10 protein-coding genes are annotated in these 12,730 nt (G+C 39.0%); 8 read left to right on the forward strand and 2 right to left on the reverse strand.

What is annotated here, in order from left to right:
• Window positions 1-190 precede the first annotated feature (190 nt).
• Window positions 191-1,279 carry a M24 family metallopeptidase gene (locus ABH968_RS00005; RefSeq protein ID WP_370041425.1) on the reverse strand — a complete coding sequence of 363 codons (1,089 nt, stop codon included), beginning with the start codon at window positions 1,277-1,279 and terminating at the stop codon, window positions 191-193.
• A gap of 230 nt (window positions 1,280-1,509) precedes the next feature.
• Here ABH968_RS00005 and ABH968_RS00010 point away from each other — a divergent pair, with 230 nt between their 5' ends.
• Together ABH968_RS00010 and ABH968_RS00015 are read left to right on the forward strand one after the other, a co-directional pair.
• Window positions 1,510-2,193, forward strand: a complete 684-nt coding sequence (locus ABH968_RS00010; RefSeq protein WP_370041427.1) for a metal-dependent hydrolase — start codon at window positions 1,510-1,512, stop codon at window positions 2,191-2,193.
• Between the two features lie 151 nt (window positions 2,194-2,344).
• A complete protein-coding gene (locus ABH968_RS00015; RefSeq protein WP_370041428.1) occupies window positions 2,345-3,652 on the forward strand; it encodes a DRTGG domain-containing protein in 1,308 nt (435 codons plus the stop codon).
• A gap of 144 nt (window positions 3,653-3,796) precedes the next feature.
• Here the strand turns inward: ABH968_RS00015 and ABH968_RS00020 are convergent, their stop codons facing one another.
• On the reverse strand, window positions 3,797-4,102 hold the full coding sequence (locus tag ABH968_RS00020; RefSeq protein ID WP_370041430.1) for a YtpI family protein: 306 nt from the start codon (window positions 4,100-4,102) through the stop codon (window positions 3,797-3,799).
• Between the two features lie 90 nt (window positions 4,103-4,192).
• On the opposite strand from ABH968_RS00020, the gene ABH968_RS00025 reads away from it, so the two are divergent.
• From ABH968_RS00025 to pfkA, 6 genes are all read left to right on the forward strand, one after another.
• Window positions 4,193-5,134: a DHH family phosphoesterase gene (locus ABH968_RS00025; protein WP_370041432.1), complete on the forward strand. Its 942-nt coding sequence runs from the start codon at window positions 4,193-4,195 to the stop codon at window positions 5,132-5,134.
• 454 nt (window positions 5,135-5,588) lie between these two features.
• The gene (dnaE, locus tag ABH968_RS00030; RefSeq protein WP_370041433.1) at window positions 5,589-8,672 is read left to right on the forward strand and encodes a DNA polymerase III subunit alpha; all 3,084 of its coding nucleotides are present in this window, start codon (window positions 5,589-5,591) and stop codon (window positions 8,670-8,672) included.
• Between the two features lie 351 nt (window positions 8,673-9,023).
• On the forward strand, window positions 9,024-9,665 hold the full coding sequence (locus ABH968_RS00035) for a FadR/GntR family transcriptional regulator (RefSeq protein WP_370041435.1): 642 nt from the start codon (window positions 9,024-9,026) through the stop codon (window positions 9,663-9,665).
• Window positions 9,666-9,686: 21 nt separating this feature from the next.
• Window positions 9,687-10,535 (forward strand): acetyl-CoA carboxylase, carboxyltransferase subunit beta, encoded by an 849-nt coding sequence (accD, locus tag ABH968_RS00040; protein ID WP_370041437.1) that lies wholly within the window; start codon window positions 9,687-9,689, stop codon window positions 10,533-10,535.
• Window positions 10,528-11,484: an acetyl-CoA carboxylase carboxyltransferase subunit alpha gene (locus ABH968_RS00045; protein WP_370041439.1), complete on the forward strand. Its 957-nt coding sequence runs from the start codon at window positions 10,528-10,530 to the stop codon at window positions 11,482-11,484. The genes accD and ABH968_RS00045 overlap by 8 nt, the downstream gene beginning before the upstream one ends.
• Window positions 11,485-11,760: 276 nt before the next feature.
• Window positions 11,761-12,720 carry a 6-phosphofructokinase gene (pfkA, locus tag ABH968_RS00050; RefSeq protein ID WP_370041441.1) on the forward strand — a complete coding sequence of 320 codons (960 nt, stop codon included), beginning with the start codon at window positions 11,761-11,763 and terminating at the stop codon, window positions 12,718-12,720.
• Window positions 12,721-12,730 lie beyond the last annotated feature (10 nt).

Below are 12,730 nucleotides of genomic sequence, written 5' to 3' on the forward strand. Positions count from 1 at the left end.
TGTACCTCGGACCAAGGTTTTGCCGCCTGCTTCCTTCAGATTCCGCGTCGCCACGGACACCCTTGCACTTGGCTAGTGGTTCGCATATCCCAACGTCCACAGTGAACTTTCATCACCTAGTTGACGGACATGCCCGGCACACCTAAAAAAGGAAGCACCATGTTGGTTGCTTCCTTTTTCTTAAATAAACTTATAGTACAATCAAATCTTTCGGGAATTTTGTTAGTACTTCTACTCCGTCTTTTGTTACGACTACATCATCTTCAATACGGACACCAGTCACATCAGATTTATAGATACCTGGTTCAATTGTGAAGACCATGCCTTCCTCCATAGTCATTTCATTTGCACCTGTAACAGATGGGAATTCATGTACAGAAATGCCAAGTCCATGACCAAGTCGATGTGTGAAATATTCGCCATATCCTGCTTCAGAGATAGTATCACGAGCGATTTTATCTAAATCCATTGCGCGAACACCTGGTTTTACTGCTGCAATTGCATTTGTGTTAGCAGCTAGTACTGTGTTGTAGATTTCCTTTTGTGTCTCACTAGGTTCACCAAAGGCAACCGTACGTGTAATGTCAGAACAATAACCGTCGTAAATTACGCCAAGGTCGAATAATATCATATCGCCTTTTTCTATTTTTCGAGCACCTGGTTTACCATGTGGAGAGGCCGTTTTTGGACCGCTCAATACCATTGTTTCAAAGGACATCTTGCAGCCTTTATCCTGAATAGCACTTTCTATCGCTGTTAAGATTTCCATTTCTGTTTTGCCTTCAGCGATTTCTTTACAGCCGATTTCAATAGCATAGTCAGCTAGTTCTGCAGCTTTACGTAATTTTTCTAATTCATTTTCATCTTTAATTACTCGCATAGCATTGATTTTTTCGTCGAGACGGACAAAACTTGCCTGCGGGAATGATTGTTGTAGGGCTTCTAAACGCTCTACGATGAGCTGAGCTTTTTCAATAGCAAACGTTTGTGGGTTAACATTACGATCTTTTATCGCTTGTGCAAGAACTTCCATTGAATTTTCAGTATCTTGGTGACCGATGACCTCATAAGGCCAACCTGCATCCTTCGCATCTGGGATTTCCATTTTGGGGCAAATTAAAAAAGGTTCTGCCTCTTTAAAAATCATCACGCCAAGTAATCTCTCATGCGGATTACTTTTAAAGCCTGAAACGTAAAAAACATTGTCTGGTGTCGTTACGAAAGCGGCATCAATTTGGTTTTGTTGTAAATAGTTTTGAATTTCTTTAACCTTTGACATAAACAGTTCCTCCTCTTATTGCAATGAAAAAAATTTCACGTGCTTGGCTAAATTTATAGCCTACCCGGCATGGGGCTTCGACCGAATGAAAGATTGTTTCCTAACTAGATAAAACTTTGTTAGAAAGAATCTATTATTCTCTGTACTAGCATATCAAAAAAAGGGAAAAATCGCATGGATAGCGAATAAAAATGATGTAGAACAATATGTACCGCTGGGAGGAAACTTATATGGAAATTAGTTATCATGGACATTCAGTTGTTAAAATTCAATCAAATGGGAAAACAATATTGATAGATCCATTCATTAATGGGAATGGGCAAACAGATTTAAAGGTTGCTGATGAAGCTCCGGATATTATTTTACTTACACATGGCCATAATGATCATGTCGGTGATACAGTGGAGCTTGCAAAGAAAAAAGATGCACTCGTTATTGCACCAAATGAGCTAGCCAATTGGATCTCTTGGCAAGGAGTGAAAGCGCACCCAATGCATATAGGGGGAGCCAAGGAATTTGACTTTGGTAAAGTGAAGCTTACTCAAGCCTTCCATGGTTCGTCATATGTAACTGAAAATAATGAAATTATTTATATGGGAATGCCTGCTGGAATTTTATTATTTATTGAAGGAGTAACAATTTATCATGCAGGGGATACGGCTTTGTTTAGTGATATGAAATTAATTGGAGAACGCCATCCTATTGATATTGCGTTTTTACCAATTGGTGACAATTTTACGATGGGACCAGAAGATGCGGCTTGTGCAGTTTCATTTTTGAAGCCGAAAATTGTCGTACCTGTTCATTACAATACATTCCCTCCAATCGAGCAGGATCCACAAATTTTTGCAGATTTAGTGCAAAATGCAGAGGTTCAAATTTTAAAAGCGGGTGAAAAAGTAAACTGTTCCTAATCAGTGACACTGCTGTACTATATGAGTTGGCACCACGTGCGTAGTTGAAACGATGGGAAAAGTAAAACAAATTCACACTTTATATTAAATAATTTGATAAAAAATATGGTACACTAAGAGCAGAATTGATGCTTGAGAAATAGGTGATATTTTGTCTACAAAACATGAGAGAATTTTACAATACATCGAATCACTACCCGTAGGTGATAAAATTTCAGTACGTCAAATTGCAAAGGAAATGCAGGTGAGTGAAGGAACGGCATACCGTGCCATTAAAGAAGCGGAAAATCGCCGTTTAGTAAGCTCTATTGAACGTGTTGGAACAATTCGTATTGAGAAGAAAAAGAAAGAAAATATTGAGCGATTAACCTTCGCTGAAATAGTTAACATTATAGACGGCCAAGTTTTAGGTGGAAAAACAGGTCTACATAAAACGTTAACGAAATTTGTGATTGGTGCCATGCAATTAGAAGATATGATGCGTTATACAGATGCAGGAAGCTTGCTCATCGTTGGTAACCGTATTAAAGCACATGAAAATGCACTGCGAGCTGGTGCTGCTGTTTTAATTACAGGGGGCTTTGATACAACGGAGGAAAACAAGTTACTCGCAGATTCCTTGGACCTACCGATCATTTCAACAAGCTATGATACCTTTACCGTGGCAACAATGATTAACCGTGCAATTTATGACCAATTAATCAAAAAAGATATTTTATTTATTGAAGATATTTTTGTACCGATGACGGATACTTCTGTTCTCCGAAATGATGAAACAATTCATCATTTCCAAAAGCTAAATGAACGAACAACTCATGGTGCATTTCCTGTTGTTACAGCAAACAATAAACTTGTTGGGATGATTACAGTAAAAGATGCTATTGGTCGAGAAGAAAATGAGCTTATTGATAAGGTTATGACAAAAAATCCAATTGCCGGATCGATGAAAATGAGTGTTGCTTCTGCAGGACATCGTATGATTTGGGAAGGGATTGACCTGTTGCCAATAGTCGATGATGACAATATTTTGCAAGGTGTAATTAGTAGACAAGATGTACTAAAAGCGCTTCAGCTTGCTCAAAGACAACCACAGCATGGTGAAACGATTGATGATTTAGTGAAAAATGAGATGAAGGTGCTTGGCGATGAAGAATTAATCGTAGATTTTAAAGTCACACCTCAAATGACAAACCAATATGGGGCAATTTCTTATGGAGCATTTACAACTTTGTTAGCGGAAGTTGGCTCATTCGCATTAAAGCGCCGTAAACGTGGAGATGCAGTTGCCGAAAACATGACGATTTATTTCATCAAGCCTGTGCAAATGGAAAGTACACTTACTGTAAAGCCTCGAATATTAGACATGAGTCGTAAGTTTGTGAAAATGGACTTCGAAGTGTTTAATCAACAAATGCTTGTTGGGAAGGCAATGATGATGTTCCAATTACTGGAACGTTAAGAAAATACAAAAAGGGATGGTCTAGGGTAAATGCTAGACCATCCCTTTCACTTCTTTCAGCGGGTCTCCAAACACTCGTACGCATTGTTTATCTGCGCGAAAGCGAAGCGTCAGCGGCAATTATGCCGAGGCATAATTGATTATTCATTGGTTAATACGGTACTCTTCTTCAACAAATTGACCGTAGTGACGAACCTTTTTACTATTTTCGATCATAACAAAGATGCCTAAAACGACAAGAATTGCTACAATAATAAATGTATATAACCCAGGGAATAAATAGGCTTGGTTTAAAGCAAATAAAAGAATAAATGCACCAAGACTTACATTCGCCTTACTTTTGTACCAATTTTTAGCAATTGGTAATAGGGAACGAAACTGTTTTGTTTTAAAATAAAAATAAAAAACAAATGATATGATTATTGCAAAGACAAATATTAAATTGATCATAGTAAACCTCCTAGCATAACTAGTCATTATTGTAACGATTATTGAAGAAAAATGCTAACGGTTATTACTATCATTTTGGGGGAAATAAATTTGAAAAGACAAATCATCGACACAATTGCTTCATATGAAACAATCATTATTCATCGCCATGTACGTCCAGATCCAGACGCTTATGGATCTCAGCAAGGCTTAAAAGAGCTTATTTTAGCAAATTATCCGGAAAAGAAAGTTTTTGCTGTAGGTGAGCATGATGAATCATTATCATTTTTAGCAAATCCAGATGACATTACAGATGCAATTTACGACAATGCTTTAGTTATTGTGACAGATACGGCAAATACTGAACGTGTGGACGATCAACGATATATAAAGGGTAAAATGATCATTAAAATAGATCATCATCCAAATGATGATGCGTATGGTGATTTACTATGGGTGGATACGAATTCGAGCTCATGTAGTGAAATGATTTATGAGCTTTTTGAGGAAGGAAAACAAGTAGCAAACTGGATTCTACCTGATGCCTCAGCAAGATTATTATTTGCTGGTATTGTAGGGGATACAGGACGTTTCCAATTCCCTAGCACGACCGTAAAAACGTTTAAAATTGCAGGGGAGCTCATTGCATATAATTTTGATCGAAATCAAATTTTCGACGGAATGTATGAAATGGATCAAAAGCTATTAAATTTACAGGGCTATATTTATCAAAATTTCAAAATGGATGAGTATGGAGCAGCACATATCAAGCTGACAAAGGAATTGCTGGCAGAATTCAATGTTGTGCCGTCAGAGGCATCCTTGTTAGTTGGTTGTCTTGGCAGTGTGAAAGGTATTTGTGCATGGGTGGTCTTTATTGAAGAGGCCGATCAAATTCGTGTGCGTTTACGCTCAAAAGGCCCTATTATTAACACTTTGGCGAAGGAATTTAATGGTGGTGGACATCCGCTCGCTTCTGGAGCTACAGCTTATTCATGGGAAGAAGCAGACCATGTTATAACGAGATTACAGGAAATTTGTAAGGCATATTAATAAACATGATTATTTGGGCTCATCACTAAAATTTATGGATGACATTTGTTAAACGTATGCCATATATAAGTTGATTGGAGTGGAGGCTGGGCGACTCCTTGGGGATCAGCGATAGAGGAACGAAGGCTAAAAGCATCACATCCTGTGATAACGCCTTCGTGACCAACATCGTGTTGGCCCGAGACCCTGCAGCGAAGCGAAGCGGCTCATCGGACGCCCCCAGGAAGCTCTGCTCTGCGCGAAAGCGAAGCGTCAGCGGCAAATGTTTTATCTGTGCGAAAGCGAAGCGGCAGCAACAAAGCGCCCAGCCGGAACGGAAATCAACCTCTCATCATGGTGATTATCCAATATTTGGCGATGATTTGTAAACTCAATAGAATAAGAACGTGCTTCTACCATAATAATAAAGCTTTGAAATTAACATTTTTTAATACCTAGAAAGGAAGGGATTCATTTGACACATGTATACACGAAAATGCATACGAGTGCGGATTTATTGAAAAGTACGATTCGGCTTGAACAATTGATCCCTTTTTTACAAGAGCAAAATACTCAGGCCTGTGCAATCGTCAATTCAAAATTGTACGGGCTTTTGCCTTTTTGTAAAGCATTGCAGCAAGCGAATATTCATGCTGTATTAGGGCTCACAATCAATGTACAGTGGCAAGAAAGAAAGGTTCCACTTGTGCTGTATGCTCAGACGCAAGAAGGTTACCAACATCTATTAAAGATTAGTAGTGCAGTTTCGATTAGAGAGGATGATGCACTTCCGTGGAAATGGCTTGAAGGATATGCAGCGGGCTGTGTGGCATTACTTTCTTCGGATGATTTAATAGAAATTGAGAATTGGATTGAAGTAGCAAGTGCTCTAAACAAGGTATTTGGTAAACATTTATTTATGGGTATAGCAAGACCTGCAGGAATGATAACTGAAAAAGAAGAAACGTATGTAGCATGGTGTGAAACTATGAACATAACGATGGTTGCCTCTCAGAGTTGCTATTTTTTACGTCCAGAAGATCATTTTGCCTTTGAGGTTGCAAGAGCGATAGATTCAGGTGAAAAGCTTACCGGTACAATGCTATCAGCTCATTTACAAGGTTATTTCGCTCCAACAGAAGAGGAATGGCGAAGTTGGTTTGCTGATCATCCAGAATGGCTTGAGTCTAGTGCAACGATGCTAGCTAGCTGTACAGCGGAAATTCCTGAAATGCACGTACAAATGCCTAAATTTCCTGTGCCAACAGATGAAACAGCCGAAAGCTTGCTCGTTAAAGAGGCTTTTGCAGGATTGGCAGAACGTTTAAAGCAAACTGAAATTCCTCAAGTTTATCGAGAGCGACTTCAATACGAGCTTGAAATTATTTGTTCAATGGGCTATGCAGATTATTTTTTAATTGTTGCAGATTTTATGCATTTTGCTAAAGAAAATCGTATTTTAACAGGCCCTGGTCGTGGTTCATCAGCAAGTTCTCTTGTGGCTTATAGCTTATCCATTACGCAAGTAGATCCATTAGTTTACGGCTTATTATTTGAACGATTTTTAAACCCTGAACGTGTTACACTGCCAGATATAGATATCGATTTTGTCGACAGTAAAAGACAAAAAGTTATCCAATATGTCACTCAGAAATATGGAAAGGCAAATGTAGCGCAAATTATTACATTTGGCACTTTATCCGCTAAGGCAGTTGCTAGAGATGTTGCCCGTGTTTTTGGTTTTGATGCTGAAGTATTAGAAAAAATTTCAAAAATGATTCCAAATAAACCTGGGATAACATTGCAAAAAGCAGTGGCCGAATCACAAGGCTTACAAGGCTGGTTAGCCGAGGATGAAAAGCATCGTCGCTGGTTTGAGGTGGCGTTAAAACTTGAAGGGTTGCCAAGAAATTCTTCTACTCATGCGGCCGGAATTGTGCTGTCTCCTTCACCATTAGTCAATACGATACCGATTGAAGAAGGCCATGATGGAATATATTGTACGCAATGGCCGATGGGAGATGTAGAAGCCTGTGGACTTGTCAAAATGGATTTTTTAGGATTGCGCAACCTGACAATTTTAGAGCAAGTACGTTGGTCAATTTATAAAGCCAGTGGTCCTTGGATAGAGTTTGATCTTATACCGATGCAAGATGAAAAAACATTTAAACTTCTTCAAATGGGAGATACATTAGGGATTTTTCAATTAGAATCGGAAGGTATGAAGCAAGCTTTACGTGATATTCAACCAACCCATTTTTTAGATATAGTAGCAGTCAATGCATTGTATCGCCCTGGCCCAATGGATTTTATTCCTATGTATGCTAGACGGAAAGCAGGAAGGGAATCGGTTACTATGCCCCATCCAGCATTAGAGCCCATTTTACGAGAGACATTTGGTGTCATAGTTTATCAAGAACAAATCATGAAAATTGCCTCGGTGATGGCTGGATTTACGATGGGACAAGCGGATTTATTGCGTCGAGCGGTAAGTAAGAAAAATCGCCAAGTATTAGAGGCGCAACGTACCGCATTTGTAGATGGAGCGATGAAGCAAGGCTTTGACGTCCATGTGGCGGAAGAAGTGTATGCATTAATTGTACGCTTTGCAGACTATGGTTTCCCTAAAAGCCATGCTGTCGCATATAGCGTTATTTCCTATCAAATGGCCTATTTAAAGGCACATTTCCCGCAAAGTTTTTATACTGCGTTATTATCAAATGCAACAGGAAATGTGGAAAAAATTCTGCAACTTGAGAATGAGGCAAAAGAGAAAGGGATTTCGTTTTACCCGCCATCATTAAAACAAAGTACAAAATTTTTTACTGTTGAGAAGGATGGAATTCGCTATAGCTTATCCGGAATAAAGGGTGTTCCCTATACATTTATAGAAAAAGTATACACCTTACGCCAAGAGAAGCCAGAAGCATTGGATAATTTGTTTGACTTGGCAGTTGCTTTAAGTGCACAGCATTTTAAATCAAAAGTAATGGAGTCTTTAATTTTCGCAGGGGCTCTCGATTATTTAGATAAAGATCGTGCGGTACTGATAGCGACATTGGAGGCAGCTTTGAAGCATGCAGAACTGCTAAGACCAACTGAGGATATTGATATTGAATCGACTACTACCTTTAGCTTTGGTAAGCCAAAGTATATGGAAGTGGAAGCGATGCCACAAAAGGAAAAATTGCTACATGAAAAGGAAAGTCTTGGTTTTTATATATCAGCCCATCCGGTCACAGAGGAAAGAGCTTTTTGGAATGAAGTAAATAGTACGTGCCGAGAGTTAAAACAAGCGCGTGACGGAACGTATGTAAAAATGATTGGCATGATAGAAGAAGTAAAAAAAATACGCACAAAAAAAGGTGAGCAAATGGCCTTTGTTCAGCTTCAGGATGAGTTTGGAACGGTATCTGTAACTTTATTCCCACAGGTTTTTCATCTTGTTCAAGAGCTGTTACTTGAAGATGAATTGCTTTACATTGAGGGAACACTTGAAAGGCGCTTTGGTAAACCTCAAGTGAAAGTAAAACATGCGCAAGCGACGAAAAGAATATGAAATTGAAGAAAATTTTAGAAACTGCATACATTTTTTATGCAGTTTTTTCTTTACTTTTTAACAGTTATTTTGTAAGCTATAGTCAATGTTTAAAAGTGGCCAGACCACTTTTTATCTTCATTCTGTATTAGCCTCTCACCTTTGTGGTGACGAAATGAATTGCGGATGTGATTTCTTTTCAGTGAGTGTCCAAACTTCTACTGAATAGAGGAATTCAGTCTAAGAACGCCACGTCTTGTGGCATTACCGAAATGACCGACATCGTGTCGGTCCTCGTGCAGGCCTTGGCACAATTCAAAATCCGAACGCAAATTTGCCAAGGCGAAATTGATAGTAAGGAGAGTTGATCGTATGGATAAAAAAACCGAACAAAAGAAAGTGTTTTTAGATATCGTCCAACAATTACGTCAACTTATTAAAACGGAAAAAATACAGGCTGGTGAAAAGCTCCCTTCCGAACGAGTCCTTTCAGAACGTCTAGGTGTCGGGCGATCCTCCGTGAGAGAGGCATTGCGAAGCTTAGAATTGTTAGGTCTTATTGAAACGAGACATGGGGGAGGTACATTCCTAGCTTCAACACAAAAACATCAGCTCGTAGAAATATTGTCGATGTTTATATTAGAAGATGAAAAATCGAAAAAGGATGTCGAATTAACGCGACAAATTCATGAAAAGGAAGCCATTCGCGTAATAAGTTGTACAGAGACTCTGCGAACACTACCTGTGTGGGACAGTTTTTTTGTAAAACTAGAGATAGAAAGTACGATTAATTGTCGGGATGTTTTACGGGAAATAATAATCACGTCAGGAAATCGTCTTTCACTAAAAGTATGGTTTCAGTTAGCAGTTTATGACGGTGACCGTTTAAATCGAAACTCAACAGAAGAAGAAAAATTAATCATTCAAACTATGTTGAAATCGATGCAGCTAGGCTATGAAAAAGAAGCATTAACAGCTTACGAGCAGTGGATGAAGACTGTACGAAGTAATTAGACAACAAAGGGGGAGTCAAACATGGCAATTCGTAGCCTATTTACTAAAAAGAAAGAGGATGGACAAGAAAAGGGATTTCCAGAAGGACTTATGACAAAATGTCCAGAATGCCGTCACATTCAATTAACGAAGGAATTAGAAAAAAATCATAAAGTATGTTCAAAATGTGACCATCATTTCAAAATGACAGCGCAGGAGCGCGTAGCAGATTTCTTAGATGAAGATTCATTTGTTTCAATGGACGATCATTTACAAACAAGTAACCCACTTAATTTCCCTGCTTATGTAGAAAAAATTTCAGCGGATCAACAAAAAACGGGATTAAGCGAAGCTGTACTGACTGGGTTAGGTACCCTGGATGGAGAAGAAATTGTTGTAGCAATTATGGATTCTCATTTCCGTATGGGCTCAATGGGCTCAGTTGTCGGAGAAAAAATCACACTTGCCATTGAAAAAGCTACTGAATTACGTCTACCATTTATTATCTTTACTGCTAGTGGTGGAGCGCGCATGCAAGAAGGCATTCTATCATTAATGCAAATGGCAAAAACGAGTGTGGCATTAAAACGCCATAGCGATGAAGGAATATTGTTTATTTCTATCTTGACGCATCCTACAACAGGTGGCGTTTCTGCAAGCTTTGCCTCTGTTGGAGATATTAATATTGCTGAACCACAAGCATTGATTGGCTTTGCTGGTCGCCGTGTCATTGAAGAAACAGTAAGAGAAAAACTGCCAAGTGATTTCCAAACGTCAGAATTTTTATTAGCGCATGGTCAGCTTGATGCCATCTTCCATCGAAAAGATTTACGAAACAAAGTAGCAGTGCTTGTAAAAATGCATACGAAAGGCGGCGTGAAACATGTCTAAAAATTTAGCTTTTGAAGAACCAGTAGTACAATTACGTGAAAAAATTGATGAGTTAAAAACGATTGCTGCCGATGCAGATGTAGATATGACAGGCGAAATCGAAACGTTAGAAACACGTCTAACACAGTTAGAACAATCCATTTATGCCAATATGAAGCCGTGGGATCGTGTACAGGTTGCTAGACATCCAGAACGACCAACGACATTACAATATATAGAGGCTATGTGTGAAAACTTTATTGAGTTACATGGTGATCGTACGTTTGGTGATGATGCGGCTATTCTTGGAGGAATTGCTCTTTTTGAAGGTCAGCCAGTAACGATTGTTGGACACCAACGCGGAAAATCAACTAAAGAAAACATTCGTCGGAATTTTGGTATGCCACATCCAGAAGGATACCGTAAGGCATTACGGTTAATGAAGCAGGCTGAGAAATTTAAGCGACCAATTATTTGTTTTATTGATACGAAAGGTGCTTATCCCGGTAAGGCTGCTGAGGAACGTGGTCAAAGTGAAGCGATTGCCAGAAATCTAGTCGAAATGGCGGGCTTAACAGTTCCAGTTATTAGTATTGTTATCGGAGAAGGCGGTAGTGGAGGTGCCATTGCATTAGGTGTAGCGAATTGTGTCTTTATGTTAGAAAACTCAACGTATTCGGTTATCTCACCAGAAGGGGCTGCATCGATTTTATGGCGTGATGGTAGCCTAGGAAAGCAAGCGGCAGAAGCAATGCGTATAACAGCACCTGACTTAAAAGAGCTTGGCGTTATTGATGGAATTATCCCTGAAATAACAGGTGGAGCTCATCGCAATGTAGCGAAGCAAGCACTTTATATAAAAGAATGTATAAGCGACACACTAAAAGCATTGAATTCTTTAAATGGCGAACAATTAATTGAAGACCGTTATGAGAAATTCAGAAAGATAGGACAATTTACAGAAGCTTAAATACAGTTTTAGGTTTTTGGACATGTAAATTTGCTCGAAAATAGTTAAAAATTGTGTTTTACATTAATAAAAAACCTAGAGTAAATAGTGCGAAAAATAATGAAAATATATTGAATAAATGTTAAATTTCGGTTGTTTTCAAATAGAAAGAGTGTGTGAAAGCGCATTCTTTTTATTTTTTATGTAAAAGTTATGTTTTTGTAGCACCAGAACCCTTACATAGTTTGTTTTTTCATGTTAATGTGAATAATAATAGTATCTGCAGGAGGTTCGACAATGAAAAAAATTGCCGTATTAACAAGTGGTGGAGATGCACCAGGAATGAATGCAGCTATTCGTGCAGTCGTTCGTAAGGCAGCATATCATGGAATTGATGTTGTCGGAATTAAGCATGGCTATGATGGCTTAATAAAAGGCAGTATGGAAAATCTTGATTTAGGTTCAGTAGGTGGCATTATTCAACGTGGCGGTACACATTTAAATTCAGCAAGATGTCCTGAATTTAAAGAAGACGCTGTTCAGCAGCGAGGCATTGACATTATGCGTGAAGCTGGCATTGAAGGACTAGTCGTTATTGGCGGTGATGGTTCCTACCGTGGAGCTATGGATTTAGTGAAAAAAGGCTTTCCTGTTGTTGGTGTACCAGGAACAATTGATAATGACGTACCAGGAACCGAGTATACTATAGGTTTCGATACGGCATTAAATACGGTCGTGGAATCAATAGATAAAATCCGCGATACAGCAACTTCCCACGAAAATTCCTTTATCGTTGAGGTAATGGGGCGAGATGCAGGAGACATTGCTTTATGGGCAGGTCTTGCAGCTGGTGCTGAAACAGTTTTAATTCCAGAAGAAGATTATAATTTGGATGACATTGTGGCACGCTTAGACCGTGGAGCAGCGCGCGGGAAAAAGCATAGCATTATTATCGTCGCTGAAGGTGTCATGTCTGGTAGCGAATTGGCAAAACTATTATATGAAAAAACAGGGAAAGAGACGCGTGTTTCTGTTCTTGGACATATCCAACGCGGTGGTTCACCTACTGCGCGTGATCGTGTTCTAGCGAGTCAATTCGGTGCACATGCAGTTGAATTGCTAATGGAAGGAAAGCCTGGCAGAGCGGTAGGTATCCGCAATCATCAAGTTATTGACTACGATATGCCTGAGGCTTTCGAAAGAAATCATGAGGCAGATGTAAGCTTATATACTTTAATGAAAGAACTATCAATATAATTTGGCATAA

Origin of the sequence: Lysinibacillus sp. RC79, assembly GCF_041262405.1 — a bacterium.
Classification (GTDB): Bacteria; Bacillota; Bacilli; order Bacillales_A; family Planococcaceae; genus Lysinibacillus.